General features: G+C 56.6%; 27 protein-coding genes. 19 read left to right on the top strand and 8 right to left on the bottom strand.

Annotated elements, in window-relative coordinates:
* The 3 genes from AACR93_RS14925 to tapY2 all read left to right on the top strand — a co-directional run bounded on the left by AACR93_RS14925 (window position 1) and on the right by tapY2 (window position 3,878).
* The gene (locus AACR93_RS14925; RefSeq protein WP_231556954.1) at window positions 1-1,626 is read left to right on the top strand and encodes a hypothetical protein; all 1,626 of its coding nucleotides are present in this window, start codon (window positions 1-3) and stop codon (window positions 1,624-1,626) included.
* A 123-nt stretch (window positions 1,627-1,749) separates the two neighbouring features.
* Window positions 1,750-3,606, top strand: coding sequence for a pilus assembly protein (locus tag AACR93_RS14920; RefSeq protein WP_231556953.1), 1,857 nt, complete (start codon window positions 1,750-1,752; stop codon window positions 3,604-3,606).
* 8 nt (window positions 3,607-3,614) lie between these two features.
* Complete coding sequence (gene tapY2, locus AACR93_RS14915) at window positions 3,615-3,878, top strand: type IVa secretion system protein TapY2 (RefSeq protein ID WP_269319552.1); 264 nt, start codon at window positions 3,615-3,617, stop codon at window positions 3,876-3,878.
* Window positions 3,879-3,899: 21 nt separating this feature from the next.
* Here the strand turns inward: tapY2 and AACR93_RS14910 are convergent, their stop codons facing one another.
* Window positions 3,900-4,397 (bottom strand): GspH/FimT family pseudopilin, encoded by a 498-nt coding sequence (locus AACR93_RS14910; protein ID WP_043851171.1) that lies wholly within the window; start codon window positions 4,395-4,397, stop codon window positions 3,900-3,902.
* 147 nt (window positions 4,398-4,544) lie between these two features.
* Between AACR93_RS14910 and AACR93_RS14905 the strand changes: the two genes are divergently transcribed.
* From AACR93_RS14905 to AACR93_RS14885, 5 genes are all read left to right on the top strand, one after another.
* Window positions 4,545-6,167, top strand: a complete 1,623-nt coding sequence (locus tag AACR93_RS14905; RefSeq protein WP_043851170.1) for an NAD+ synthase — start codon at window positions 4,545-4,547, stop codon at window positions 6,165-6,167.
* Between the two features lie 9 nt (window positions 6,168-6,176).
* On the top strand, window positions 6,177-6,515 hold the full coding sequence (gene glnB, locus AACR93_RS14900) for a nitrogen regulatory protein P-II (protein ID WP_005308848.1): 339 nt from the start codon (window positions 6,177-6,179) through the stop codon (window positions 6,513-6,515).
* Window positions 6,515-7,168, top strand: a complete 654-nt coding sequence (locus AACR93_RS14895; RefSeq protein ID WP_043851169.1) for a transglycosylase SLT domain-containing protein — start codon at window positions 6,515-6,517, stop codon at window positions 7,166-7,168. Before glnB ends, AACR93_RS14895 begins: the two co-directional genes overlap by 1 nt.
* An 18-nt stretch (window positions 7,169-7,186) precedes the next feature.
* Window positions 7,187-7,696 carry an S-ribosylhomocysteine lyase gene (gene luxS / locus AACR93_RS14890; RefSeq protein WP_033112946.1) on the top strand — a complete coding sequence of 170 codons (510 nt, stop codon included), beginning with the start codon at window positions 7,187-7,189 and terminating at the stop codon, window positions 7,694-7,696.
* 149 nt (window positions 7,697-7,845) lie between these two features.
* The gene (locus AACR93_RS14885; protein ID WP_082044125.1) at window positions 7,846-8,025 is read left to right on the top strand and encodes a DUF5363 family protein; all 180 of its coding nucleotides are present in this window, start codon (window positions 7,846-7,848) and stop codon (window positions 8,023-8,025) included.
* Here the strand turns inward: AACR93_RS14885 and AACR93_RS14880 are convergent.
* Window positions 7,994-8,620 carry a type II secretion system protein gene (locus AACR93_RS14880; RefSeq protein WP_042030717.1) on the bottom strand — a complete coding sequence of 209 codons (627 nt, stop codon included), beginning with the start codon at window positions 8,618-8,620 and terminating at the stop codon, window positions 7,994-7,996. The two genes, AACR93_RS14885 and AACR93_RS14880, sit on opposite strands and share 32 nt — an antisense overlap.
* Window positions 8,621-8,661: 41 nt before the next feature.
* Between AACR93_RS14880 and AACR93_RS14875 the strand changes: the two genes are divergently transcribed.
* The 7 genes from AACR93_RS14875 (at window position 8,662) to deoD (ending at window position 15,852) form a co-directional block, all read left to right on the top strand.
* Window positions 8,662-9,441: a TatD family hydrolase gene (locus AACR93_RS14875; RefSeq protein ID WP_043851168.1), complete on the top strand. Its 780-nt coding sequence runs from the start codon at window positions 8,662-8,664 to the stop codon at window positions 9,439-9,441.
* A 216-nt stretch (window positions 9,442-9,657) separates the two neighbouring features.
* Window positions 9,658-10,932: a NupC/NupG family nucleoside CNT transporter gene (locus AACR93_RS14870; protein ID WP_033112949.1), complete on the top strand. Its 1,275-nt coding sequence runs from the start codon at window positions 9,658-9,660 to the stop codon at window positions 10,930-10,932.
* 125 nt (window positions 10,933-11,057) lie between these two features.
* Entirely contained in the window at window positions 11,058-11,228 is a 171-nt protein-coding gene (locus AACR93_RS14865) for a XapX domain-containing protein (RefSeq protein WP_005340467.1), read from the top strand.
* Between the two features lie 389 nt (window positions 11,229-11,617).
* On the top strand, window positions 11,618-12,391 hold the full coding sequence (gene deoC, locus AACR93_RS14860) for a deoxyribose-phosphate aldolase (protein ID WP_033112950.1): 774 nt from the start codon (window positions 11,618-11,620) through the stop codon (window positions 12,389-12,391).
* A gap of 109 nt (window positions 12,392-12,500) precedes the next feature.
* On the top strand, window positions 12,501-13,832 hold the full coding sequence (gene deoA / locus AACR93_RS14855) for a thymidine phosphorylase (RefSeq protein ID WP_019445563.1): 1,332 nt from the start codon (window positions 12,501-12,503) through the stop codon (window positions 13,830-13,832).
* A 14-nt stretch (window positions 13,833-13,846) separates the two neighbouring features.
* Window positions 13,847-15,055: a phosphopentomutase gene (locus tag AACR93_RS14850; protein ID WP_043851167.1), complete on the top strand. Its 1,209-nt coding sequence runs from the start codon at window positions 13,847-13,849 to the stop codon at window positions 15,053-15,055.
* 80 nt (window positions 15,056-15,135) lie between these two features.
* A complete protein-coding gene (gene deoD, locus AACR93_RS14845) occupies window positions 15,136-15,852 on the top strand; it encodes a purine-nucleoside phosphorylase (protein WP_005340471.1) in 717 nt (238 codons plus the stop codon).
* A gap of 67 nt (window positions 15,853-15,919) precedes the next feature.
* Here the strand turns inward: deoD and AACR93_RS14840 are convergent, their stop codons facing one another.
* Complete coding sequence (locus AACR93_RS14840) at window positions 15,920-16,540, bottom strand: YtjB family periplasmic protein (RefSeq protein ID WP_043851166.1); 621 nt, start codon at window positions 16,538-16,540, stop codon at window positions 15,920-15,922.
* 120 nt (window positions 16,541-16,660) lie between these two features.
* On the opposite strand from AACR93_RS14840, the gene serB reads away from it, so the two are divergent.
* A complete protein-coding gene (gene serB, locus AACR93_RS14835) occupies window positions 16,661-17,671 on the top strand; it encodes a phosphoserine phosphatase SerB (protein ID WP_043851165.1) in 1,011 nt (336 codons plus the stop codon).
* A gap of 28 nt (window positions 17,672-17,699) precedes the next feature.
* Entirely contained in the window at window positions 17,700-18,605 is a 906-nt protein-coding gene (locus AACR93_RS14830; RefSeq protein WP_043851164.1) for an alpha/beta fold hydrolase, read from the top strand.
* A 45-nt stretch (window positions 18,606-18,650) separates the two neighbouring features.
* On the opposite strand, the gene AACR93_RS14825 is transcribed toward AACR93_RS14830, so the two are convergent.
* Complete coding sequence (locus tag AACR93_RS14825; protein ID WP_043851163.1) at window positions 18,651-21,032, bottom strand: PilZ domain-containing protein; 2,382 nt, start codon at window positions 21,030-21,032, stop codon at window positions 18,651-18,653.
* 100 nt (window positions 21,033-21,132) lie between these two features.
* Between AACR93_RS14825 and radA the strand changes: the two genes are divergently transcribed.
* On the top strand, window positions 21,133-22,500 hold the full coding sequence (gene radA, locus AACR93_RS14820; protein ID WP_041209114.1) for a DNA repair protein RadA: 1,368 nt from the start codon (window positions 21,133-21,135) through the stop codon (window positions 22,498-22,500).
* 98 nt (window positions 22,501-22,598) lie between these two features.
* Here radA and AACR93_RS14815 read toward each other — a convergent pair whose 3' ends face one another.
* Window positions 22,599-22,979, bottom strand: a complete 381-nt coding sequence (locus tag AACR93_RS14815; protein WP_033112958.1) for a PilZ domain-containing protein — start codon at window positions 22,977-22,979, stop codon at window positions 22,599-22,601.
* A gap of 101 nt (window positions 22,980-23,080) precedes the next feature.
* Window positions 23,081-23,563 (bottom strand): Rsd/AlgQ family anti-sigma factor, encoded by a 483-nt coding sequence (locus tag AACR93_RS14810; protein ID WP_033112959.1) that lies wholly within the window; start codon window positions 23,561-23,563, stop codon window positions 23,081-23,083.
* 330 nt (window positions 23,564-23,893) lie between these two features.
* Between AACR93_RS14810 and hupA the strand changes: the two genes are divergently transcribed.
* Window positions 23,894-24,166 (top strand): nucleoid-associated protein HU-alpha, encoded by a 273-nt coding sequence (gene hupA / locus AACR93_RS14805; protein ID WP_005340484.1) that lies wholly within the window; start codon window positions 23,894-23,896, stop codon window positions 24,164-24,166.
* 121 nt (window positions 24,167-24,287) lie between these two features.
* Here hupA and AACR93_RS14800 read toward each other — a convergent pair whose 3' ends face one another.
* On the bottom strand, window positions 24,288-24,734 hold the full coding sequence (locus AACR93_RS14800) for a PACE efflux transporter (protein ID WP_052497081.1): 447 nt from the start codon (window positions 24,732-24,734) through the stop codon (window positions 24,288-24,290).
* 100 nt (window positions 24,735-24,834) lie between these two features.
* Window positions 24,835-25,692 carry a hypothetical protein gene (locus AACR93_RS14795; RefSeq protein WP_043851162.1) on the bottom strand — a complete coding sequence of 286 codons (858 nt, stop codon included), beginning with the start codon at window positions 25,690-25,692 and terminating at the stop codon, window positions 24,835-24,837.
* Window positions 25,693-25,800 lie beyond the last annotated feature (108 nt).

The following is a 25,800-nucleotide window of genomic DNA, read 5'->3' as shown; positions in this document are numbered from 1 at the left end:
ATGCGCGAACATGGACGAGCCTTGCTGCTTTGCACCGTAATGGCCGCCATGCCGGTCTTGGCAAGCAGCAGTTATTCTGATGACACCGAGCTGTTTATTTATGATTTTTCAAAAGCAGGTGACTTCAGACCCAAAATCCTGGTTATCTTTGATAATTCAGGGAGTATGAGCTCAACCATGGATGTGGTTAGAGAAGCTTACGATCCAAATACGACATATCCAGCACTCAGTAATGATCCAGATACCGGAAATAGTAAAAAGTATGTCTACTTTTCTACCGATGGTTCAGTCCCGACAATCACTAATACCCAGCGATTTAAAGATAGTATAAATGCCTGCGCATCCTCAAAATCTCCATTGTCTACAGTTGGCTATTTCCAGTCTCAAGTATGGAGTTACAACTATTCCAGTTATTCAGGCAGTACACCGAGGCAGGGAACATGGGGTTCCGTGTCTGGTCGAACCGAATCGAACATTGTATTGGTTGATTGCAAGCAAGATATAATGTCCAGCAACAACAGTAACCCCTACTCAGGTCCAAGTTTGGTTGTTGGAAGCATCTCGAATGGTTATCCAGTAAATAAGACTTCAAATAGTAGTGGCTTATGGTATTACACAACGAATATCAGCAATGCTGCTGCGGGGAGTAATACTGCAGTTACCTTATATAGTGCAAATTACATCAGGTGGTATTATGGGCCGACAGGACATAGTGTTCAGTCACGACTTCAGGTTGCCAAGGATGCCGTGAAGGGATTGATATCTTCAACTCCTGGTGTTGATTTTGGACTGGCTGTATATAACTACAATGACAGCAATGGTGGCCGAAATGGTGGGCGTATCGTTCGTCGTATTCTGAGTAACGATACCGATATCGGTAATGGTGTTACGGCAGAACAGAATTTATTGTCGACCATAGATAGCCTTGGAGCGGAAACTAATACGCCGCTATGTGAAACGCTATATGAAGCCTATCGTCTATTTGGTGGCCGCTCAGTTTATTATGGTGATGACGATAGCTCACGAAATCCTGCTCGGGATACGTTGGCGGAAAACCCTGTTGGAACCTATAAATCTCCTTATGACAAATGCTCTAATAATGGCTATGTTATTTATATAACTGATGGTGAGCCAACCCAGGATACCAATGCCAACTCGTTAGTGCAGGGGTTGCTGGATAATCTCAATGCGACTGAAAAAGCTGCATATGGTACAACAGTTGGATATGGCAGTAGTGGCAGCACCAGCTATATTGCTGCACTGGCTGGCTATATGAAAAACAAGGATATAAACCCGGGTTCTCCCGGAGTTCAGACTGTTACGACATTTACAGTCGGATTTGGTGATGATGCTGTTACTGGTGCAGGTAACCTGTTAGCGGAAACTGCTCGTCGTGGTGGCGGACTATATTATCCTGCGACCAGTGCTGAAGCACTCAGTCAGGCACTGAAGTCATCTTTGCTTGCCATACTGCGCATCAATACCTCTCTGGTATCTCCTGCTATTGCAACAAATAACTTTGACCGAACCAGAAGTCTAAATAATATTTACTATGCCATGTTTGAACCTGATACGGGTCCACGATGGAAAGGTAATCTGAAAAAGCTGGTCTTGTCTGACAAGTGATATGTAGTTGATACCACTACATTACCGGCGATAAAGAGTGATGGCACAATTCTGGAGGGGGCCAGAACTTTTTGGTCATCAGAGGATGACGGTAATCTGGTTGCAAAAGGTGGTGTGCAGGAGATGCTTGCCGATAAAAGCAATCGCAACCTTTATCTTATCAATGACAAGGCATCGCCAAAACGCCTTGATAGTTTTACGCGCAGCAATGCCCAGATAATGGCTGGCAGTGCTGAGGCACTACGTTCACTTATGCAGTTATCTGACGTCTCTGAACTGGATAATATGTTCAGCTGGATTACTGGTAGTGATGTCGACAATGAAGATAACGACAGCAGTACGACAATCAGGAAATATATATTGGGTGATCCCCTGCACTCCAGACCTTTGGTCATCAACTACGGTTGTACGGTTGCACAAGGGCAGACTAGTTGTACGCCGGACTTGCGTATTATCATGGGGACCAATGCCGGTTTTTTGCATATGTTCAAGGATCTTGGTTCATCTGTTGATGAAACCTGGGCCATGATGCCTTATCCGCTGCTAGCCACTCAAAAAGCGTTACGGCAAAATAGTGAGTCATCTGCTCACGTATTTGGTGTCGACTCCTCTCCCGTAGCACTCATCAAAGATGCTAACCAGAATGGGGTGATAAAAGCATCAGAGGGCGATTATGTCTGGATGTTTGTCGGGTTGCGTAGTGGCGGTAAAAACTATTATGCCTTTGATGTCACAAGTCCAAATGAACCAACACTGAAGTGGTCCATTACACCAGATTCAAGTGGTTTTTCCCAGTTGGGGCAGACCTGGTCTGTCCCTGAAGTGGCATTTGTTCCCGGCGTTACCGATCCGGTAGTGATCTTTGCCGGTGGTTATGATCTGAATAAAAGTACTCTCGGGCTGGGTAGTTCTGATAGTAGTGGTGCAGGTATTTATATAGTGAATGCCAATACCGGTGCTCTGATATACAGCGCAACGCCAGCTGCCAACAGTACGACAAACCTGCAAGTCAGCACCATGCTGGACAGTATGCCTGGTGGTGTGGCGACACTTGATAGTGATGGGGATGGTAAAGTCGACCGTATTTATGCCAGCGATACTGGCGGAAATATCTGGCGAATGGATTTGCCAGGAACCAATAAAACAGATTGGAGTGTATTCAAATTTGCCAGTCTGGGTTCCGATACACAGCAAAGTGAAGATCGGCGTTTCTTCACTCAGCCTGTATTGGTAAGAACAATCAATAAGGGGTGGGAAGTAAAAAATAGCCAGTATGTTTATAGCGAACGCCCCTTCGATGCGGTCTTGATTGGTTCTGGTGACCGTAATCGCCCATCATCAGAATCGACCGTCAACAATGCCTATTTCATGCTGCGGGACTATCAGGTTGTACCCAAATCCTACCGCACCGTCACTCCTCCATCGGCGATCACTATTGATCAACTCTACGATGTAACGACAGACCCCTTCCTTGGCAAAACCGATGCACAGATATTGACGATAAAGAAAAGTCTGACCAGCAAGATGGGGTGGAAATATTGGCTGGATGAAACGGGAGAGAAGTCGATGGGGGCTGGGGTTGTCCTTCAGGGCAAACTTTACTTCACCTCCTTCCTGCCGCAGGTTCAATCTTTCGAAGAGTGTACCATTCAGTCGATAGGTGCCATGCGGCAATACATGGTGGATATGCACTATGGCACATCATTCCGCTACACGGTCGATCAGGATGGTAATCAGTCTCCGGAACGTTATGTCGAGGTCAATAATAAAGTGGCTGATGACCTTGTGGTGCATGCTGGTGATGATGCCAAGATCCGTATTATCGGTGGTGCTCCGGGCGAGGAGGTTATTCTGAAAGATGACGGGAATAATCAACCTACCCGTTGTACCGGGGCCGGGCAATGTTCAGAGGGAGCCGATGAGGCCGAAATGGATATGACACCCAAGAAGATATACCTCTACGAGGATGAACCCCAATGAGAGTGAATATGCTGTTGTTGACTCTGCTGGGCGTTAGCTGCGCCCATGCAGCTGTAGATCGTAAGTGCTATGTCGAACTGGAAAATGGGGCGAATGTTGTATTGCAGGGCGCTATTGCGGATAACAAAAAGCCTGAGATTGCCTTCAAGGAGAAGGGATTTGAGATAAACGGGCAGCTGCTGATGGTGAGGACAGTGCTGGAATGTCAGCCTGTTGATCGGCCTTTCACTCTCGAGTCCGCCCGAAAACAAGAGAAAGAGCAGCCAAGATAGCAGTAGTGCAAGATGATTGGCTCAAGGGCAGATTGTTGTGGTGTCTGTCCTGCTACTGCGGCCAGAAACGGCAATAACGAGGTCAATCTCCGGTTCTTGGCTCACACAGACTTTAATGGTCATATTGGTGCCCAGGCTGGTGCCGTCTGGAGCAAACAGAACCCGGGTTCTGGTGGAAGTGATGGCTGCGTTGGATGAAAAGGTTGGGGTACGTGCCAACTCTGTTTCACCGTTATCAAGTTGGGAGTTGTTATTGGTATCGGCAAATACCAAGAACTGTGTTGAATTGCTGGAAACACACTGGCTTGTGTTGTTGATTAGACATGCGCTTACGGTTTGCTGTTCACTGATTGCTTCGTTACGCGCGAAGCGCAGGTGTTTCATCAACCGCTCACTTTCATAGTTGGCGGTGTTCTCTTTGAGCAGGTCGCTTAGGGCAGGAATACCAATGGCAAGTAGTATGACCCCCAATGCAATGGCGATCATCAGCTCCAGCAAGGTAAATCCGCGTTGTTTCATGGTGGCCTGAGGTGTGTCGTTCCGTGACTATCTACAGCTTATCCTTACTGCCGATGGCTGTCACATGGTTACACCAGTCTTGAACTGGCAGATCGCCCCCCTTTTCTTTATCATTCCCCATCATTTTCGAATTCAAGATGCATCGCCATGGCAAAAGCCCTCTCTCTGATGCTTGCCCAGTTGAATCTGACGGTAGGCGCCATCGAAGATAACACTGACAAAGTGCTCGCTGCGGCCGCTCAAGCCGAACAGCAAGGTGCCGATCTGCTGGTTTGTTCCGAGCTGGCCCTGACCGGCTATCCACCGGAAGATCTGCTGCTGCGCGCCGATCTGATGATCCGGGTTGATGCTGCGCTGGCTCGCATTGCCGAATGGCAGGGTAACTGCGCCATTTTGGTCGGGCATCCCTGGCGTGAAGGGGAGGCGCTCTATAACGCGGCCTCCCTCTATGAGCACGGCAAGCTGATTGCCCGTTACTTCAAGCAGGACTTGCCCAACTACGGGGTATTCGACGAGAAGCGCTACTTCACCGCGGCGACCGAGACCTGCGTGGTGCCGTTCCGTGGTCACAATCTGGGTCTACTCATCTGCGAAGACCTCTGGCAGCCGGGCCCGGCGCTGGCCGCCAAGGCGGCAGGGGCCGATCTGCTGCTCACCATCAATGCGTCTCCCTACGATCAGGAGAAACCCTGGATCCGCCGCGAACTGATGACTGAACGCTGCGATCAGACCGGTCTGTCGCTGGTCTACCTCAATCAGGTATGCGGTCAGGACGAGCTGATTTTTGACGGCTGCTCCAAGGTGTTCAACAGCCAGGGCGAGTTGACCCACAAATTGGCACCGTTTGCCGAAGAGCTGGCGCTGGTACGCTTTGCCGATGGTCAGCCGGTGAAAGAGCGGGAACCGGCTGCGCCGCTGGAGCCGTTGGCCGAGACCTATCAGGCGCTGGTGCTGGCGGTGCGCGATTACGTCACCAAGAACGGTTTCCACGGTGCTGTGCTGGGCCTCTCCGGCGGTATCGACTCGGCGCTGACGCTGGCCATTGCGGCCGATGCCATCGGTGCCGACAAGGTGCAGGCGGTGATGATGCCGTTCCGCTATACCGCCCAGATGAGCGTGGAGGATGCCAAGGAGCAGGCCGAGCGGATGGGGGTGGAGTTCAACATCATCTCCATCGAGCCGATGTTCGAAGGGTTTATGACCCAGCTGGCGCCCCTATTTGCAGGCACCGCTCGCGATACTACCGAAGAGAACCTCCAGGCGCGCTGCCGTGGTGTGCTCTTGATGGCGCTATCCAACAAACGTCGTCGTATTGTGCTGACTACCGGCAACAAGAGCGAGATGGCGGTGGGCTATGCGACTCTTTACGGTGACATGGCGGGCGGTTTTGACGTGTTGAAAGATGTGCCCAAGACGCTGGTCTTCAAGTTGTGCGAATATCGCAACTCGGTCGACTACGTTATCCCGCAGCGGGTTATCGATCGTCCGCCTTCGGCAGAATTGGCGCCGGATCAGGTGGATCAGGACAGCCTGCCGCCGTACGACATCCTGGATGCCATCCTCAAGCGCTACGTGGAAGAGGATGCCTCGGTAGCCGACATGGTGGCAGAGGGCTTCGAGGAGGCGGTGGTGCGCAAGGTGATCCGTCTGGTGGATCTCAACGAATACAAGCGCCGTCAGGCGGCGGTTGGGCCCCGCATCACGGCCCGCAACTTTGGTAAGGACCGCCGTTACCCCATTACTTCCGGGTTTGGCAAACAGAACTGGTAAGGAGTCACCATGAAGAAGATTGAAGCCATCATCAAACCGTTCAAGCTGGACGATGTGCGCGAGGCCCTGGCCGAGATCGGCATCAACGGCATGACCGTCTCCGAAGTCAAAGGCTTCGGCCGCCAGAAGGGGCACACCGAGCTCTATCGCGGTGCCGAGTACATGGTCGACTTCCTGCCGAAAGTGAAGGTGGAGCTGGTAGTGCAGGACGAGGATCTCGATGCCTGTCTGGAAGCGATCCAGAACACCGCCCGCACCGGCAAGATTGGTGACGGCAAGATCTTCGTTTGCGAGGTGGAGCGCGTCATTCGTATCCGTACCGGCGAAGAGAACGAAGACGCTATCTGATGTCGTTTTTGCCTCGTTATGTTCAGGAGCGCAAATCAAGTTCTGCTCTGCTGTCCCGAAAGCGCATCGTGGCGGTGGCAGGCCTGCTGGCAGTACTCACTGCGTGCAGTACCCGCCCGCCAGCCCAGCCGGAAAATCTGTGCCAGATCTTTCGCGAGAAGCCGGAGTGGCACAAGGCCGCGCTCAAGATGAACGAGAAGTGGGGGACGCCGATCCATGTGGTGATGGCCATGATGTATCAGGAGTCCTCCTTCGTACACGACGCCCAGCCGCCGATGGAGTATTTCCTCTTTATTCCGACCGGACGGGCGAGCTCGGCTTATGGCTACGCTCAGGTGAAAGACGAGACCTGGGCCGATTACCAGCGAGAGACCGGCAATAGCTGGAGCGATCGCGATGACTTTGCCGACGCGATCGATTTTATGGGCTGGTACACTAACAAGGCCCAGCGGCTCAATGGCACCTCCAAGTGGGATGCCTATGGCCAGTATCTCAATTATCACGAAGGGTGGGGTGGCTATCGGCGTGGCAGCTATCGCAGCAAGGGGTGGTTGATGAAAACCTCGCGCAAGGTGGAAGCTCGCGCCCAGCGCTACGGCGCCCAGTATCGACAATGCAAGGATCAGCTCTCCCGCGGGAGCTGGTTCTGGTAACCCAATCAGGAGTCAGAAATGCCGTTATTGGACAGTTTTACCGTTGACCACACCCGTATGGAAGCGCCAGCGGTGCGTGTGGCCAAAACCATGCAGACCCCGAACAAAGACACCATTACCGTGTTCGACCTGCGTTTCTGCGTACCGAACAAGGAGATCCTCTCCGAGCGCGGTATCCATACCCTTGAGCACCTGTTCGCCGGTTTTATGCGTGATCATCTGAACGGCAACGGTGTGGAGATCATCGATATCTCCCCCATGGGTTGCCGTACCGGCTTCTACATGAGCCTGATCGGTGCGCCGGACGAGGCCCGTGTCGGTGCTGCCTGGCAAGCAGCCATGAGTGATGTGCTGACCGTGCAGGAGCAGGGCAAGATCCCCGAGCTGAACGAGTATCAGTGCGGTACCTACAGCATGCATTCGCTGGAAGAGGCCCATGCCATCGCTCGCCATGTTTTGGAGCGTGGCATCGGCGTCAACCACAACGACGAGCTGGCCCTGCCGGAAGAGAAGCTCAAAAGCCTCTAAGGCTATCGAGTCAAGATGAGAAAAACCGGTCAGCAATGCTGGCCGGTTTTTTTTATCGCTGTTTGCGTCGCATCGCGATGACTTGTTCACTTTCTCCGCTCTGCTAGGATGTTCTCCTGCTTGTGTTTCAACTGCGGGAGGGAGTGCCGATGAAAGGGGTGTTGCTACGCTGGTTGGCCCGTTACGACGAGTGGTGTGAAGAGTGGGGACTTACTCAGGATAACCGGCGCTGTTGTACGCCGGTTCGTTATGATGAGGATCCATCGAAAGAGTGCAATCCCGGCAGTGATGATTCACTTACTGAAAATTGCGGGTCACGGCACCGGTAACGCTGTTGTATTCAAAACCCAGGCCATTCGGGTAATCCGGGAAGCGACCGACAGAATCGCGCAGAATATAGCGGCAGTTATAGTGCACCTCGTTGCCTTCATCTTCATCCGGATGACCTGGGCCAATCATGGTGGAAAGGTAATCAGCCCGCTTCTGCACTGCGTCAGGCTGATCCGTTGACGCAACGCTCTGACTGCCATCCAGCAGATCGGTAAAAAGCAGTCGGCAGTCTGACTGGTTGCTGACCGAGATATGGTTGCCAGATCCCGGTTGATAGGGGGTGTCTACCGGCTTGTTGTAATCCTCTTCGGAGCCCACCGGCCAGCCATAGCGATTGATATCTATCGTGCTGTTGCCAAAACTGCTCAGGTTGTAGAGCGCGACGGATTGCCCCTTCACTACCACCGCCCAGCCGGCATTGGCCAGACGGGCCGCACTGGCAAAATTGCCCGCAGTCGCCGATACCATGCTTTTGAGCGCATCATCCTTGATATTGATAAAACGGGGCAGGGCCACCACAGCCAGAATCCCCAGTACGATGATGACCAGCACCAGCTCAATCAGGGTAAAACCACGGTGTTTGTTGTTCATCATCTTCAATGACCCATTAAATCCCACAAACAGGTGTGAGTGATATGCAGCTGACAGATACCCATTGCCACCTCGATTTTCCTGACTTTGACGAGGACAGGGGGGCATTGCTGGCTCGTTGCCAGGCATCCGGGGTGACGGAGTATATCATTCCTGCTATTGCCGAGACCAACTGGCACCGTGTGATGGCGCTGGCCAACCAGCACACAGGCGTGTGTTATGGCCTGGGTGTTCATCCCTGGTATGCCGGTGAACAAGAGGAGGGGGCAATAGATCGGCTGCGGGAGCTGGTATCGAGCCGTCCCGAGGGGCTGGTAGCCATCGGTGAGTGCGGACTGGATCTGCGCTCCCATGTACCTCAGGGTAGGCAGTTCGAACTGTTCGAGGCGCAGATCAAGCTGGCAGTCGATGTCGAGCTGCCATTGATAGTTCATTCGGTACGGGCCAATGACACTGTGGCCAAGCTGCTGCGTCGCTTCAAACCGGTGCGAGGTGGCGTAATCCACGCCTTCAGCGGTTCGCTGCAACAAGCAGAGGCGTTCTGGCAGTTGGGTTTTTATCTTGGTGTCGGCGGGGTCATCAGCTATGAGCGGGCGAACAAAACCCGTGAGGTATTTCGGGCCATGCCGCTTGAATCGCTGGTGTTGGAAACCGATGCACCGGATATGCCGCTACAGGGGCGGCAAGGAGAGCGAAATACACCGGAAGCGCTGCCGGAAATTGCGGCGATATTAATGGGGATACGAAAAGAATCTGCAGAGTATGTTTCAACTATGTTAATTGATAATGCCGAGCGACTTTTCCGGCATCGCAAAAGACAATGAAACATTGGTGTAACAAGTCGTTGAGCTATCAGGGAAAAAAATAAGCGTAAAAATCGTTTGCTGTCTAATTTTGTGACACTTGAATAATTTGATACCGATAAAATGTGACCAGCATTCTATTTTATCGGACTTTAATTAGTATAATGCGCTCCCCTTGATTAGTTGGGTTTGTTTACAACTCACTAACAAGCCAGGTGCTACTAGAGGAAGATAATAATGAATTTGTTCATGGGTCTGGTAGGGATGGCGACGCTCGTCCTTATCGCGGTGCTGTTCTCCAGCAACCGCAAGGCAATCAACGTCCGTACCGTAGCCGGTGCGTTTGCAATTCAAGCTGGTCTGGGTGCGTTTGTACTTTATGTACCAGTAGGGCGCGATATTCTGGTCGGTGTATCCGATGCAGTCTCCAGCGTCATCAGCTATGGCCAGAATGGTATCGAATTCCTGTTCGGTGGTCTGGTCAGCAACAAGATGTTTGAAGTGTTCGGTGGCGGCGGCTTTATCTTTGCCTTCCGTGTTCTGCCGGTCATCATCTTCTTCTCTTCCCTGATCGCTGTGCTCTACTACCTGGGCATCATGCAGATGGTCATCAAGTTGCTGGGCGGTGGTCTGCAGAAAGTGCTGGGCACTTCCCGTACCGAATCCCTCTCTGCGACTGCCAACATCTTCGTAGGTCAGACTGAAGCGCCGCTGGTGGTTCGTCCCTACATCTCCAAGATGACTGACTCCGAGCTGTTCGCGGTCATGTGTGGTGGTCTGGCATCTGTTGCCGGTTCCGTTCTGGCTGGCTACGCCTCCATGGGCGTCAAGATGGAGTACCTGATCGCTGCCTCCTTCATGGCTGCACCGGGGGGTCTGCTGTTCGCCAAGCTGCTGGTACCGGAAACCGAGACCCCGAACTATGACGAAAGCTCCGCAGATGCCGAGCTGGACGACAAGCCGGCCAACGTGATTGACGCTGCTGCTGCGGGCGCTTCTGCCGGTATGCAACTGGCTTTGAACGTCGGCGCCATGCTGCTGGCCTTCATCGGCCTGATCGCCATGATCAACGGTATCTTCTCCGGTGTGGGTGGCTGGTTCGGTTATCCGCAGCTCTCTCTGGAACTGCTGCTGGGCTGGATCTTCTCCCCGCTGGCCTTCCTGATCGGTGTGCCCTGGAGTGAAGCGATTGTTGCCGGTTCCTTCATCGGTCAGAAACTGGTAGTGAACGAGTTTGTGGCTTATCTGAACTTCGCTCCGTACCTGAAAAACGAGGTGCTGATCAACGGTGTGGCCATGTCCGATCACACCAAGGCGATCATCTCCTTTGCCCTGTGTGGTTTTGCCAACCTCTCCTCTGTTGCCATCCTGCTGGGTGGTCTGGGGTCGATGGCACCGAACCGCCGCGGCACCATTGCGAAATTTGGTCTGAAAGCCGTACTGGCTGGCTCTCTGTCCAACCTGATGTCTGCGACCATCGCAGGCTTCTTCCTGGCACTGTCCGGCATGTAATATCAGCCTGACTGACAGGGTATAAACACGAACGCCACGGCATCTGCCGTGGCGTTCGTGTATGGAGCGGTGACAACCGTTTTCCTATCTAAACTAATAATAAAATGAGTCAAATCGGAGGTTATATGAATGAAGTGCTACTGGCGATGGTGGCCGGCTTTATAGTCGGTTTGTTGTTTTCTTTCCTCAAATTGCCGATCCCGGCTCCTCCCGTTTTGTCCGGGGTGATGGGGATTGTCGGGGTCTATCTGGGGGGGCTGGCCTACTCCTGGATCCTGACGCGCTTCTTTTCGTAAGGCATTTTTGAATGCGGATTTGCCAGATGTGAGGTACCTCTGAAATTGGCAAATCCGGCTTGCAAACAGGGGGTATCTCGGCTGAAATAGGCGTTGCCAGCAGGGTGCTGGCAATGACTAATGCTCGATGAAATCGGGTGTTGGCGGTCAAATGGAATTGATTGGGAAGTCGGGTCGGAGTTGCTCTGCCTTTCTCAAGTCTTCATGGAACCAAGTCCGCACTTTTGTAAGAAAGTGACAGGGCTCTTGCCTTATTTACAGTCGTTGTGCCTCAGCCTTCGCACTGTAATTCCATTCCCGTATAGCTGGGAATTGCTACTGCAATCTCCTTTTCGGAGCTTGTGGTGGTGCCCGGTTATCTGGATCAAATCGAGACTTTGGAGAACAGAATGAGTGATCTGAAACTGGCCGCCCAGCGCGCCCTGAACCTGATGGACCTGACCACCCTGAACGACGACGATACCGATCAGAAGGTGATCGATCTGTGCCACAAGGCCAAGTCACCGGCCGGTCTGACCGCCGCCGTCTGCATCTACCCCCGTTTCATTCCTATCGCTCGCAAGACCCTGCGTGAGATCGGCGCTGCCGACGTGCGCATTGCGACCGTGACCAACTTCCCGCACGGCAACGACGACATCGAGATCGCCGTGGCCGAGACCCGTGCCGCTGTCGCCTACGGTGCAGACGAAGTGGACGTGGTGTTCCCGTACCGCGCTTTCATGGCTGGCAACGAACAGATCGGTTTTGATCTGGTCAAAGCCTGTAAAGAGGCCTGTGGTGCCAACGTGCTGCTGAAAGTGATCATCGAAACCGGCGAACTGAAAGAAGAGGCGTTGATCCGTCGCGCTTCCGAAATCTGTATCGATGCCGGTGCCGACTTCATCAAGACCTCCACCGGCAAGGTGCCGGTCAATGCGACCCCGGAAGCGGCGCGCATCATGATGGAAGTGATCAAGGCCAAGAATCCGAAAGTCGGCTTCAAGCCGGCCGGTGGCGTGAAAGATGCCGCCGTGGCGGGTCAGTACCTGGCCATGGCCGAAGAGATCCTCGGCAAGGACTGGGTATCCGCCCGTACCTTCCGCTTTGGTGCATCCAGCCTGCTGGCCAGTCTGCTGGCCACTCTGGGGCATGGCGACAAGCCGGCCAACACCAGCGGTTACTAATAGGTTGATGAGAGGGCGGACTGCTGTCCGCCCTGTTAAGCCCCCACCTGTGGTGCGCGGGCAAGGATTCAGGCTTGTGTAACGCCAGCAATGGCGGAGGGAATGAAAGATGTTTTTGCCTCAAGAAATTATTCGCAAGAAGCGCAACGGTGAAGCGCTCAGTACCCAAGAGATTCAATTCTTCGTTCAGGGCATTACCAATAACACCATCGGCGAGGGCCAGATTGCGGCGCTGGCGATGGCGGTTTACTTCAAAGATATGACCATGGATGAGCGGGTTGCCCTGACCTGCGCCATGCGCGACTCCGGCATGGTATTGACCTGGGATCACCTCAATCTGGGTGGCCCGATTGTCGACAAGCACTCCACCGGCGGTGTGGGTGACGTTGTCTCCCTGATGCTTGGCCCGATGGTCGCTGCGTGCGGCGGTTTCGTGCCGATGATCTCCGGCCGTGGCCTGGGCCACACCGGTGGTACCCTCGACAAACTGGATGCCATTCCCGGCTACCAGACCTCGGTCGACAACGATCGTTTCCTGAAAGTGGTGAAAGAGGCGGGTGTCGCCATCATCGGCCAGACTGGCGATCTCGCCCCGGCCGACAAGCGTATCTATGCAGTACGTGACATTACTGCCACCGTCGAATCTGTCGCCATGATCACCGGCTCCATCCTCTCCAAGAAGCTCGCCTCCGGGCTCGAAGCGCTGGTGATGGATGTGAAAGTGGGCTCCGGCGCCTTTATGCCGACCTTCGAAGCCTCCGAAGAGCTGGCCAAGAGCATTGTGGCCGTGGCCAACGGTGCCGGTTGCCGCACCTCTGCGCTCTTGACCGATATGAACCAGGTGCTGGCCTCCAGCGCCGGTAACGCGGTGGAAGTGCGTGAAGCGGTGCGCTACCTGACCGGTGAATACCGCAACCCGCGGATCCACGAAGTGACCATGGCGCTGTGTGCCGAGATGCTGATCTCCGCGGGTCTTGCCAGCGACGAGCGCGATGCCCGTACCAAGTTGCAGGCGGTGCTGGATAACGGCAAGGCTGCCGAGATCTTCGGTCGCATGGTGACTGGCCTGGGTGGCCCGGCCGATTTCATGGAGCGTTACGACGCTTACCTGCCCAAAGCCGCCATCGTGCGCCCGGTCTATGCAGCCAACAGCGGCTTCGTGACCGCCATGGATACCCGCGAACTGGGTCTGGCTGTGGTCGCCATGGGCGGTGGTCGCCGCGCTGCCGGTGACAAACTTGATTATGCGGTTGGTCTGACCGACTTTATCCGCTTGGGTCAGAGCGTCGATGCTGACAAGCCGATCGCGATGATCCACGCTCAGACTGAAGAGCAATATGCTCAGGCTGCCAGCATGGTGCAGGCGGCTGTCCGGATTGGTGGCGAGCGGCCTGAGGCACTGCCTGAAGTGTACCGCCGTATCACCCTGGCTGATTTGTAACAAGGGGAAGTCCCATGAAACGTACCTTTATCCTGATGATGGACTCTTTCGGTATCGGCGCTGCCGCCGATGCTGACAAGTTCGGAGACACGGGCGCCAATACCCTTGGCCATATCGCCAAGGCGTGTGCGGCTGGTGAAGCGCAGGGCCGCGGAGCCCTCAACCTGCCGAACCTGAGCAAGCTGGGCCTCGGCCACGCCTGCGAACAGGCTTCCGGCACCTTCCCGGCAGGTCTTAAGAAAGATATCGAGGTGGTCGGTGCCTACGGCTACGCTCAGGAGCTCTCCTCCGGCAAGGACACTCCGTCCGGTCACTGGGAGATCGCCGGTGTGCCCGTGCTGTTCGAGTGGGGCTATTTCAAGGATCACACCAACAGCTTCCCGCAGGAGCTGCTGGACGCCATCGTCGAGAAGGCCGGTCTGCCGGGTTACCTCGGCAACTGCCACGCTTCCGGTACCCAGGTGCTGGACGATCTGGGCGAAGAGCATATGCGCACCGGCAAGCCGATCCTCTATACCTCTGCCGACTCGGTGTTCCAGATCGCCTGCCACGAAGAGACCTATGGCCTCGAGAAGCTCTATGAGCTGTGCCACATCGTGCGCGAGCTGCTGGAGCCCTACAACATCGGCCGCGTCATCGCGCGTCCGTTCGTGGGCAGTGGCAAGGGCAACTTCAAGCGTACCGGCAACCGTCACGACTACTCCGTGCTGCCGCCGGCACCGACCGTGCTGGACTACATGAAGGACGCGGGTGGTCAGGTGGTTTCCATCGGCAAGATCGCCGACATCTATGCCGAGCAGGGCATCACCAAGAAGGTGAAGGGTACCGGTCTGACCGAGCTGTGGGATCGCACCCTGGAAGAGGTGAAAGCGGCTGGTGACAACACCATCGTCTTCACCAACTTCGTCGACTTCGACTCCTCCTACGGTCACCGTCGCGACGTGAAGGGCTACGCCGATGCGCTGGAGTATTTCGACTCCCGCCTGCCGGAGCTGTTCGACCTGCTGCAGGATGGCGATGTGGTGGTGCTGACCGCAGACCACGGTTGTGACCCGACCTGGAGCGGTACCGACCATACCCGCGAGTACATCCCGGTACTGTTCTACGGCAAGCCGGTCAAGGCTGGTTCCGTCGGCCGTCGCGAGACCTTCGCCGACATCGGCCAGAGCATTGCGGCGTACCACGGTCTGCCCAAACTGGCATACGGTACCAGCTTCCTGTAATTTACCCGCCCGCCACTCCGGTGGCGGGCAATTTTAATAAAGACAATAAAACTCAACCCAAGTGTGAAGGAATCAAGAGAATGGCAACTCCTCATATCAATGCGAAAGATGGCGCCTTTGCTGATACCGTGCTGATGCCGGGCGACCCCCTGCGCGCCAAGTACATCGCCGAGACTTTCCTGGAGAACGTCGAGCAGATCTGCGACGTGCGCAATATGTTCGGCTTTACCGGTACCTACAAGGGCCGTCGTATCTCCGTAATGGGCCACGGCATGGGTATCCCCTCCTGCTCCATCTACGCAAAAGAGCTGATCACCGATTACGGTGTGAAGACCCTGATCCGCGTCGGCTCCTGCGGTGCCGTGCGTGAAGATGTGAAACTGCGTGACGTGGTAATCGGTATGGGTGCCTGCACCGACTCCAAAGTAAACCGTCTGCGCTTCAAGGATCACGACTTCGCTGCCATCGCTGACTTCGACCTGGTTGCCAATGCTGTTCAGGCCGCCAAGAACAAGGGCGTTGCCGTGCGCGTCGGTAACATCTTCTCCGCCGACCTGTTCTACACCCCGGATCCCTCCATGTTCGACGTCATGGAAAAATACGGCATCCTGGGTGTCGAGATGGAAGCCGCCGGTATCTACGGCGTGGCCGCAGAGTACGGTGCCAAGGCACTGACCATCTGCACCGTCTCTGACCATATCCGTACCGGTGAGCAGACCACCTCCGAAGAGCGTCAGCTGACCTTCAACGACATGATCGAAATCGCACTGGATTCCGTCCTGCTGGGCGACAAGTAATCTCCTTGCGAATAAAAAACGGCGGCCTGCGGGCCGCCGTTTTTTTATCTGCTCTCTGTCCGGGCCATCAGTTTTCCGGTGGCGGGGAGGGGGACGTACTCTTTTTCTTGTGCTTGCGCACCCGCATGTAGTTGCGGCGAATGCCGTAGGAGATAAGCACCCCGGCCAGCAGGGCGACCAGTAGCATCAGCCGCTGTTTCTCCTGTGTCACTTTCAGCCGGGTATCCTTGTCCGCCAGCATCTGCTGCTCTTCCAGGGTGATACGCAGATAGCCGAGGGTTTGGGCTCCGTCCTGGATCTCCTGCACGAGCTGGATGCGTCCCTTGCCCTGCTCCGGCATCGACTTGTTGTCGCTGCCGATGGGGAGCAGGCTCTCCAGCGGAACGGCCTGCTCCGACTGGGCGAGCGGGATGCCGCGTCCATCATAGAGGGTGACATCGAGGATCTCCGGCTCGGTCGCCAGATCCCGTGCCAGTCGCTCCAGCTCGCTGCTGTTGTCCTCCTTGATCCAGCGCTTCATGTCGCGGGCGGCATAGGCGACCAGCGCCTGGGCGCGGTTGCGCGCTTCGCTGTGCAGGGCGGCCTGACTCTCTCCCTGCATATGGAGGAGGACAACCAGTACCCAGCAGCCGAGCAGCAGGCCGGCTACCAGACTGAGCACTCGTTTGATGGGAAGATGACGCTGCAAGCGCGAGACCTCATGCTGACCGGAAGTTGCGGGATCTTGGCGCTTGCCTGCGCAAAAAGCAATACGCTACTCTGGGCCACTATTGTTAACCCCTTGATCACCATGGAAGGCGTATCGCTTATGTTGTTGTCCCGGCTCCCCACCTCCTTATCTGAATGGCCCGCCCAGCTGTCATCTTCCCCCTGGTGGCAGCTGACCCCGGATGCCCTGCAACCGACCAGGACGCCCCTTGCGGCTGGCTGGCTGGTGCTGTTTGGCAAGGCGCTGGGGCCGGCCTCTCTGGAAGAGCTGGCGCCCTTGTTGGCTGAGCACGGGGTGGCGGCGACCCTCTATCCGGCGACCGAGGTAGCGGGTTGCCCGTTGCTGCTGCTCGGTACCGACCGCTTCTCGCCCGAGCTGGTGCCCGTGCTCAAGGAGAGGGTGTGGGAGATCGATCTCTGTCATTTGCCCGCGCTGCCGACCCTGAGTGAGCCCGGCCTGCTGGTGATGGATATGGACTCCACCGCGATCCGCATCGAGTGCATCGACGAGATAGCGCGGCTGGCGGGGGTTGGCGATCAGGTTGCGGCGGTGACAGCGGCTGCCATGCAGGGCAAGCTGGAGTTTGCCGACAGTCTGCGTAATCGGGTGGCGCTGCTTGAGGGGGCGCCCGTCGCCATCCTCGACGAGGTGGCGGCATGGATGCCCTGGATGCCGGGCTTGCAGCTGATGGTCGATACCCTCAAACAGGCGGGGTGGCGTGTGGCAATCGCTTCCGGCGGTTTTACCCGCTTTGCCGGCCAGCTGCAGCGGGAGCTGGGGCTGGATGCCATCTTCGCCAACGAACTGGCGGTGGAGGGGGGGCAGTTGACCGGCAAGGTGAGCGGGCGCATCGTAGATGCCAGCGTCAAAGCCGAGGTGTTGCAGCATCTGGCGGCCGAGTATGCAATTGCGCCCGCCCAGACCGTGGCCATCGGCGATGGTGCCAACGATCTCAAAATGATGGCGGTAGCGGGTCTTGGCATCGCCATCCATGCCAAACCGCTGGTGCGGGCGCAGGCGGCTGCGACCCTCAATCACCACGATCTGGAGGGGGTGCTCTGCCTGCTCTCGGCACGCGCCTGTAGCGAAAGGTGCTGGGATCGCCCCTGATATTGTTTCATGGAGGAAACCAATCGAAATGGAATTGTTGCAGCAATCACTCTTTGTCCCCTGTGGCGAGCATCAACTGCACGTCCGTCATATCAAACCGGGGGCGGCCGTTCATGGTGAACCCATCCTGATGGTGCACGGCGCCATCGAGAATGGTCGCATCTTCTATACCGAGTCGGGCAAGGGGTTGGCCTGCTTTCTGGCTCGCCACGGTTTTCAGGTCTATGTCGCCGATCTGCGCGGGCGCGGACTCAGCACCCCCGCCATCGCCGAGCAGGCGGAGCACGGTCAGCATGAACTCATCACCGAGGATCTGCCCGCCTTGCACCGCTGGATTGCCGCGCGCCACCACGGCTTCAAGGCGCACTGGGTGGCTCACTCCTGGGGCGGCGTCATCATGGCCTCCACGCTGGTGCGCTTTCCCGAACTGGCGGAGCAGGTGGCCAGCCTGCTCTTCTTCGGCACCAAACGCGGGGTGTCGGTGCAAAATCCCGAGCGCTGGTTGAAGGTGGATCTGATCTGGAACCGGCTGGCCCCCTGGCTGGCTAGTCGCCGCGGTTTTCTGGCTGCCCGGGATCTCAAGATTGGTGCCGATGACGAGCCGCTGCGCTATCTGCAGGAAACCATCCCCTGGGTCAAGTGCGGCCCCTGGCAGGATCCGCACGACGGTTTTGCCTATGATGAGGCAGCAGCCCGGGTCAACTGGCCGCCGCTCTGGATGATCTCGGCCAAGGCGGACAAGGTGCTGGGCCACCCCACCGACGTGCGCCGTTTCAGCGACGAGATGGGCTCAAAGACCCGCCATACCCGGCTTGGCCGGGACAACGGCAACCGGCTCGATTACGACCATATCAATATGCTGACCGCGCCGCAGGCGCAGGAGGATCACTTCCCCCGGATCCTCGACTGGCTGCTGGATCCGCAGGCCGCCTGATAAAAAAACGGGGCGCATGATGCGCCCTGTTTGTTGTGGCCGGGATCAGTTGAGTGGCGGCGTGATGCCGAGGCGGAACAGGGTCGCCTGGGTGGTGTCGGTCAGCTCGCCGACCCCGACGACGCTCCAGAGCTCCTCCTCCAGCTTTTTCGCTTTGTGAATGGCAAATTTGGCGATGTAATCCAGCTCGTTGGCAATGAAGTTGGTGTCGGGGCGCCCGGTGCGGGAGACGCCTACCAGCACCGAGTAGAACTCCCCTTCCTGTAGTGCCAGCTCAATAAACTGGCGCTTCTCCTTCACACCAGTGAACTCGCTGGCGAGACGGCTGCGGAAGATGGGCAGGCCAGCTCTGGTCTGGATACTGGCGATGTAGACCTCCTCCTCCTTGGGTTTATCCTCCCGCTCTATGCTGCGCAGCGGCGTCATCAGCAGCTCCTTGAGCAGCTCCCCCTGAAACAGCGGATAGAGGTTCTCCTGTTCCGGCAGCTCGGCGCAGGCGGTGAGCAGGCGTTGCAGGCTGCGCGGCTTGAGCGACTTGCCGATGGAGGCGGGTTTGGGCGCCCCCTTCAGCTTGTTGATGTAGACCGGCGAGTTGAACAGGTGGTGGGTGTAGATGTTGCGCAGGGCGCGGGCCAGCCCGCGATAGCGACGCTGCTCCTGCGCTGCCTTGAGCTTGTTCTGGTTGCTCTCGATGAGCAGGCTGAAGAACTGGCGACCGGTGTGGCGATCGGAATCCCCCTCGATGCAGAGATGCAGCACGGTACGGGTCATGTTGAGGCTGACCAGCCGATAGGAGAGATGCTGCAAATCCATGCTCTTGGAGAGCTCCTGCAAGCGGGGCAGGGCAATGGTCACCACATCGTTCTTTTCGCCGACAAACGCCTCTTCCAGCTCGATCTGCAGGCCATGGGCCGAGATGTCGCGGGTCCAGCCCAGCCAGGACTTGCCGTTGTGGTGGATGGCGACCGCCGTCTTGTGGATGTAGCGCAGCTCCTTGCGCAGTTGGACATAGTGCAGGGTCTCGATCTCGAAGGGGGCAACCCCCTGCTCGTGGCCAAAACGCTGCAACTCGTTGGCGTTGCTGCCAGGCTCCCCCTCCTGATAGAACTCTTCGCGCTGGGACTCCTGACTGATCTCCTGCAGCAGGCCGCAATAGCCGATCTGCTTGAGGCGCTCGAGCAGCAGTATGTCCTGCAACTGCGGGTTTTCGAGCCCCTGCAGCTGGCCGACATCCGCTTCGAGCAGTTCGCACGCCTCCAGCGTGAACTTGTAGACGCGCCAGCTGGGGCGGCGTGAGCCAACCTGAAAGAAGAGGGCGGTCAGGCCGCTCTGGCGCAGCTCCTCGGCCGTTGCCGAGAAGAAGTAGATGTGGCTGCGCACCGTGTGGGTGAAGCAGTAGATGAGGGTTTCGCTGGTGGCACCGGGAGCGGGGCAGAGTCGCTTCATCCGCTCGGCGGAGAAGAGCCCCGCCAGCGCATCGCGGTTCTTCTCGTCACGCCAGTACTCCAGCAGATGCTGGTTGTTCTCGGTGCGCAGGGCGATCTCGAGGCAGGGGCTGTCGCCGGTACCGAAGAAGAGCGGCATGCCGGTCATGCGCGGCAGGTAGAACTGCTCGTACCCCTTGATAATGGCGGCCGAGAGCAGGTAGTCGACGCTGACCCGGTAGCGCACCTTGTTGACTTCGATGAACTCTTTCAAAAAAGCGTCAAATGCGGGTTGCTCGCCAGTGCGTACCAGTCGCAGCCAGAATTTCCCCTCTTTGCTCTCTTCCCCGAGGATCTGGTAGTTGACCGGTTGGTGCAGTACCGGGTTGGGGTTGTCGCGCTCCAGCCCGGTGAAGAAGACCTCGACCTGAGCACCGGTATGGTAACTGGGCAGATAGGGCACCGAGATGCGCATCCCGCCGAGGGAGAGATCGGAACTCTTGGCAAACAGCTTTTCACCATCCGGCAGCTTGAGCAGTACCGGCGAGCTGAAGTGCATCCGCTCCTGACGGCGGCCGTAGTAGCTGGCGAAGGCGATGGTATTGACATCGTATTGCCTGAAAGGGCTGGCCGGCGGGGTGAGGTGGCCATCGACGCGAGCGTGGTGCTGCTGTTTTTGCCATTGTTGCAGTGCCTCGTTGACTCCTATGGTATAGGCGTCACGGTAGAGATAGCACTGGGACTGGAACAGGTTGATTGCCTCGGCCGGCATGAAGTGGGTAATGCCGTCGAACTCATGGATCAGACACTCATCTGCCAGCTCATCGCGCATGTCGATGACCCTGCGGCACGGAGAGCATTTGCGTTTTAGCTCCATTTTGAGCAGAAAACGGCTGTTGCTGTTCTCTTCCTGGGTCATGCGGTTGAAGATCTCCTCAAAATCTTTCTCCCGCAACAAGGGGACAAGTTGTTCAATCAGATATTGTTGGTGTTCTGAATCCATGTGTTCCTGCCACGGAAAGTCACTTTTCCGATTCTGGGTTTGATCTGTCGGTCGCAAACAAGTATATCAAGCAGGAATTCATCCTGTCCCCGAGTTATCAATGGCCAAAAATAAAACTGCTTATGTTTGTTCCGAATGTGGTGCCGACTTCACACGCTGGCAGGGCCAGTGCAGTGAGTGCAAGGAGTGGAACACCATTACCGAGGTGCGCCTCGGGTCGGTGACTCCTGCCGGCAAGAGTGCCCGCTATACCGGTTATGCCGGAGCAATTGGCAGTCAGGTTCAGACACTGGCAGAGATAGCCACTACCGAGATCCCCCGTTTCTCCTCCGGTTTCAAGGAGCTGGATCGGGTTCTTGGCGGCGGGGTGGTGCCGGGCTCTGCCATCCTTATCGGCGGCAACCCGGGGGCAGGCAAGTCGACCCTGTTGTTGCAGACCATGTGCGGTCTGGCGGAGCGGATGAAAACCCTCTATGTCACCGGTGAGGAGTCGCTCCAGCAGGTGGCGATGCGCGCCAATCGCCTCGGCTTGCCTACCGACAAATTGCGGATGTTGTCGGAGACCAGCGTCGAGCAGATCTGCCTGATTGCCCAGCAAGAGCAGCCGCAGATCATGGTGATCGACTCCATTCAGGTGATGCATGTGGCGGATGTACAGTCGGCGCCCGGTTCCGTCTCGCAGGTGCGCGAGGCCGCAGCGCTGCTCACTCGCTATGCCAAGCAGAATCACGTGGCCATCTTCATGGTGGGTCATGTGACCAAGGATGGCACGCTGGCTGGCCCCAAGGTGCTGGAGCACTGTATCGACTGCTCCGTGTTGCTCGATGGCGGCCATGACTCCCGTTTTCGTACCTTGCGCTCCCACAAGAACCGTTTCGGAGCGGTCAACGAGCTCGGCGTCTTTGCCATGACCGGGCAGGGAATGCGGGAGGTAAGCAATCCCTCTGCCATTTTCCTTAGCAGGGGAGAGGAGCAGGCTCCCGGCTCCATCGTGATGGTGATCTGGGAGGGCACCCGACCGCTGCTGGTGGAGTTGCAGGCGCTGGTGGATTACTCCCAGCTCTCCAACCCGCGCCGGGTGGCGGTGGGGATGGATCACAACCGGCTTGCCATGTTGCTGGCGGTGCTGCACCGCCACGGCGGCTTGCAGATGGCGGATCAGGATGTCTTCATCAACGTGGTTGGCGGGGTCAAGGTGGAAGAGACCAGTGCTGACCTGGCCCTGCTGCTGGCCATGGTCTCCAGCTTCCGCGATCAGTCGCTGCCCAAGGATCTGGTGGTGTTTGGCGAGGTCGGGCTCTCCGGCGAAATTCGTCCGGTGCCGTCCGGTCAGGAGCGACTGCAAGAGGCGGCCAAGCATGGTTTCCGCCGCGCCATCGTGCCGCACGCCAATGCCCCCAAGCATCCAATCGAAGGGATGGAAGTAGTACCGGTCAAGAAGTTGTCTGATGCGCTCGAGGCGCTGTAATCCGGTGCAACTAAAAGACTATGTCTTGGGATGAACGAAAATAAGAAGAGCGCCAAGGCGCTCTTCTTATTTACGGGATTACGGGGAAATATGGAACGTCAGGGCTGGCTGTGTTCCAGATGCTCGCTCAGCAGCTGTTCCAGCTCCCGGTGCAGCAGCTCCTCATCGCCCACATTGAGTTCGATCATCCGCCTCAGGTGAGTGGCGCTGTCGATGTCGATGTGATGGCAGTAGAAACCCAGCTTCTTGCTGGCCTCATGGTTCAGCTCTACCTGCATCTTGATCTCGATGTCACTGCCGCTCAGGACAAAGCTCAGCTGGTACTCTTTGTTGTCATTGCTCACCCAGTCGTCAGGCCGGATTAGCAGCGCACCCTGCAGGGAAATATCGACAAGCTGAGTGCGCCACTTGCGTTCCCCCTGCGTGAGTTCAGCCATGGTCAAGTAGAGGATCCGTGCAAAACGGCGGCGCTCAGACATGCTCATCTCCTTGTATGCAATCAGTGTGGACCCGATGGTCATTGTTTTGAGTGTAATCCACCTTGACTGCCCGTATCTTGAACTTGCTCCGAAAATGGCGTTCAAGCCTGTTGTGCACTAAGGGATTCCACCACATGGAGTGCCTTGACCAGACGATCTTCCTGTTTGAAACGCTCCTCCAGCACAGGACCCAGTTCATTGAGGTCATCATCGAGCAGCAGCAGCTGGGCTTCATCGGCCTCGCTGTACTTGTCGTTGAACTCGAGAGCCAGTTCGGTGCTGGTACGGATATGGGGGTAGATACGCTTGGCGAGCTCCAGCGTTTCGCCGCTGGCCTGCTCGAAGGCGGTGACCACGTGATTGTAGATTTCGAAGTGGCCTGCGCTGACGTAGTCGACCAGTCTGTCACAGAAGTGCTGCAGCTCTTCGGGTTTGGGCAGGCATCGCTGTTTGGTTCGAGCCGGGGTGAGGCCCGCCAGCCGCATGTATTCGACCAGCAGGGCTTGCCGTGCATCCAGCCAGTCGTCGATAGCCTTGTGTTTTCCTGCCAGCGCCTGTTTGGTCTGTTCCAGTTTCGTCAACATAATCCCTCCATGGGGCAAGGCCGGGCGATTGATGGGGCTTCCTAGCCGTTTGAACAGTGACACACCCTATAACTAGGGAAAATCTGACCAAGCGTCAATAGGCTTGCCGGGATATTGTTAAGTGGTATTGAGGTGGGTGTCAAATTGAGCTTGTTGAAGGGCGAGAGGCCGGTTGGTTCAGGGTTTTTCAGGGCTGTAATGTGACTTTTTCCGCAGATCTTGATGAAAACCCCAGCGTTTGACGCCCCCTGCTCGATAAAGCCTTTGCTTGAGCGTTTTTTTTTGCATAGAGTGACCCAGCGCTAAATGCCCGATCATAAAGGAAATGTTATGAACAAAGCTCAACTTGTCGATGCGATTGCCGCCAAAGCAGATCTGAGCAAAGCTCAGGCCAAAGTGGCTCTGGAAGAGATCATCAATGGTATTACCCAGAGCTTGAAAGAAGGTGATGCTGTGCAGCTGGTCGGTTTTGGCACCTTCAAGGTCACCCACCGCGCAGGCCGCACCGGCCGTAACCCGCAAACTGGTAAAGAGATCCAGATTGCTGCAGCCAACGTGCCTTCATTCGTGGCTGGCAAGGCTCTGAAAGACGCCGTCAAGTAAGTCTTAAAGTCTGTTTTGTCCAATGCCAGTCAGCTTGCTGACTGGCATTGTTTTTATTGGGGCTTTCAGTTTTACCCTTCCATCTCACCTACCTTGGTTTGCGCAAGGAGCACTCTGCGCGTCAGGCCGTCTGCTGCGCGGTCGCTGGCAATGGCCAGATCCGCTCATAGGCCCAGGTAAAGAGAATGATGTAGACGAGGTAGAAGGCGACGAAGCCGAGATCCAGCAGTAGCGCTTCCCATAACCCCAGATCGAGCCAGAACATGACGCAGGGGAGGGAGAGCATCATAAAGCTCGCTTCGTAGCCAAACGCGTGCAGGAAGCGGTCCAGTGGTCGCTTGTTGGTGCGTCCACACAGAGCCAGCAGCGCCTTGTCAAACAGCAGGTTCCAGCCATAGGTCCATGCAGTGGCGACGATGGAGAAGAAGATCGCCAGTGAACCGACCTCTGCCACGCTCTGGCCAAATAGCTGGCTGATAAGCGGGGCAACCATGGCCAGACCAATGCCTTCATAGAGAACCAGATAGCGGAGCCGATCCGAAGTGGTGCGCAGATGGGTACTACTCATGGGTGATGTGCCTCCTGTGGGAGGCGCATTTTAATGAGCAGTTGGCCAAAAATGAAGCAATTTGTCGCAGGCCAGCTGCAGTGTGGCGTGTTTCCCGCCCTTATGCTGCCGGCGCTGTCACTTGGGTAGCGAGCGTGAATCCCTCCTCGGCAGGATTGAGCGTCACCTTGACCTCTCCCAACTCTGCGAGCGAGGCAACATGGGTACCGCCACAGGGGATGGTCACCTCCTGACCTTCCAGCATGCAGTGCCAGTAGCGCGAATCGATGATCGCCTCGCCAGCGCGGCTACGGCGGATCTCGCCCCCGGCTGCAATCCAGTCGGCCAGCTGCCGGTTGACCTTCTCTTCAATCACCGCCAAATCTGCCAGCAGCGCCTCGCTGTTGACCCCCTTCTTGCGCAGGCTCTTGCCGATGCGGTACTGCTCCCGCGAACCGCAAGGCTCGACTCGCGAGCTCTGAATGGCGAGGCGGTCGAAGTCCGGTTGACCCAATGCATCGAGCTCACTCACCTCTTTACGCCAGTAAGGGGTGAGAATCCGGTTGAGGGCGAGTGCCGCCAGATGGCAACCGCTATGACCCAAGCTCAGGGCGTGGCGTGCCGCTCTATCGACCTGCAACTCGACCCGACTGCCGACAGGCAAGCTGTGCTCGCCCGCCAAGGGGTGTACCACGACGAACCGCCATCCCTCTGCACCCCGTTTGACCGGAATATCGGCGTCGACGAACAGCTCGCCTTCCGGGCTGATGGCCCCCATCCGGCAAGAGCCAATAGCGGCTTCGCCCCCTTCCCAGCGAGCATGACCCACATCTCCCGGCTGATCGGGCCAGAGGTGGCTTTGGGGATGAAAGGGGGTGAGGTCGGTGACCAGCAGCGTGGTTTCACCGCGCTGGCAGCAGACCACGCTGGCCTGCTCCTGATGATGGCCCAGCACGAAGCTGACTCGGGTATGTTCCATGGCAAGGCTCCCGCAACGATAAATGAGAAGAGAAAGCGGCAGCATACGCCAAAGTGCGAAGGGGCTCATTAACCAGTGTTAATGAGCCTCCTGTTTGGTGACTGGTTG

The organism is Aeromonas sp. L_1B5_3, from assembly GCF_963866575.1.
Classification (GTDB): Bacteria; Pseudomonadota; Gammaproteobacteria; order Enterobacterales; family Aeromonadaceae; genus Aeromonas; species Aeromonas jandaei.
The sequence above is the reverse complement of the archived record's forward strand: the minus strand, read 5'-3'. Positions and strand labels throughout refer to the sequence as shown.

Coding starts and splice junctions, on each gene's coding strand:
- AACR93_RS14925 (WP_231556954.1), top strand. CDS start 1: ATGCGCGAACATGGACGAGCCTTGCTGCTTTGCACCGTAATGGCCGCC.
- AACR93_RS14920 (WP_231556953.1), top strand. CDS start 1,750: ATGCTTGCCGATAAAAGCAATCGCAACCTTTATCTTATCAATGACAAG.
- tapY2 (WP_269319552.1), top strand. CDS start 3,615: ATGCTGTTGTTGACTCTGCTGGGCGTTAGCTGCGCCCATGCAGCTGTA.
- AACR93_RS14910 (WP_043851171.1), bottom strand. CDS start 4,397: ATGAAACAACGCGGATTTACCTTGCTGGAGCTGATGATCGCCATTGCA.
- AACR93_RS14905 (WP_043851170.1), top strand. CDS start 4,545: ATGGCAAAAGCCCTCTCTCTGATGCTTGCCCAGTTGAATCTGACGGTA.
- glnB (WP_005308848.1), top strand. CDS start 6,177: ATGAAGAAGATTGAAGCCATCATCAAACCGTTCAAGCTGGACGATGTG.
- AACR93_RS14895 (WP_043851169.1), top strand. CDS start 6,515: ATGTCGTTTTTGCCTCGTTATGTTCAGGAGCGCAAATCAAGTTCTGCT.
- luxS (WP_033112946.1), top strand. CDS start 7,187: ATGCCGTTATTGGACAGTTTTACCGTTGACCACACCCGTATGGAAGCG.
- AACR93_RS14885 (WP_082044125.1), top strand. CDS start 7,846: ATGAAAGGGGTGTTGCTACGCTGGTTGGCCCGTTACGACGAGTGGTGT.
- AACR93_RS14880 (WP_042030717.1), bottom strand. CDS start 8,620: ATGATGAACAACAAACACCGTGGTTTTACCCTGATTGAGCTGGTGCTG.
- AACR93_RS14875 (WP_043851168.1), top strand. CDS start 8,662: ATGCAGCTGACAGATACCCATTGCCACCTCGATTTTCCTGACTTTGAC.
- AACR93_RS14870 (WP_033112949.1), top strand. CDS start 9,658: ATGAATTTGTTCATGGGTCTGGTAGGGATGGCGACGCTCGTCCTTATC.
- AACR93_RS14865 (WP_005340467.1), top strand. CDS start 11,058: ATGAATGAAGTGCTACTGGCGATGGTGGCCGGCTTTATAGTCGGTTTG.
- deoC (WP_033112950.1), top strand. CDS start 11,618: ATGAGTGATCTGAAACTGGCCGCCCAGCGCGCCCTGAACCTGATGGAC.
- deoA (WP_019445563.1), top strand. CDS start 12,501: ATGTTTTTGCCTCAAGAAATTATTCGCAAGAAGCGCAACGGTGAAGCG.
- AACR93_RS14850 (WP_043851167.1), top strand. CDS start 13,847: ATGAAACGTACCTTTATCCTGATGATGGACTCTTTCGGTATCGGCGCT.
- deoD (WP_005340471.1), top strand. CDS start 15,136: ATGGCAACTCCTCATATCAATGCGAAAGATGGCGCCTTTGCTGATACC.
- serB (WP_043851165.1), top strand. CDS start 16,661: ATGTTGTTGTCCCGGCTCCCCACCTCCTTATCTGAATGGCCCGCCCAG.
- AACR93_RS14830 (WP_043851164.1), top strand. CDS start 17,700: ATGGAATTGTTGCAGCAATCACTCTTTGTCCCCTGTGGCGAGCATCAA.
- AACR93_RS14825 (WP_043851163.1), bottom strand. CDS start 21,032: ATGGATTCAGAACACCAACAATATCTGATTGAACAACTTGTCCCCTTG.
- radA (WP_041209114.1), top strand. CDS start 21,133: ATGGCCAAAAATAAAACTGCTTATGTTTGTTCCGAATGTGGTGCCGAC.
- AACR93_RS14815 (WP_033112958.1), bottom strand. CDS start 22,979: ATGTCTGAGCGCCGCCGTTTTGCACGGATCCTCTACTTGACCATGGCT.
- AACR93_RS14810 (WP_033112959.1), bottom strand. CDS start 23,563: ATGTTGACGAAACTGGAACAGACCAAACAGGCGCTGGCAGGAAAACAC.
- hupA (WP_005340484.1), top strand. CDS start 23,894: ATGAACAAAGCTCAACTTGTCGATGCGATTGCCGCCAAAGCAGATCTG.
- AACR93_RS14800 (WP_052497081.1), bottom strand. CDS start 24,734: ATGAGTAGTACCCATCTGCGCACCACTTCGGATCGGCTCCGCTATCTG.
- AACR93_RS14795 (WP_043851162.1), bottom strand. CDS start 25,692: ATGGAACATACCCGAGTCAGCTTCGTGCTGGGCCATCATCAGGAGCAG.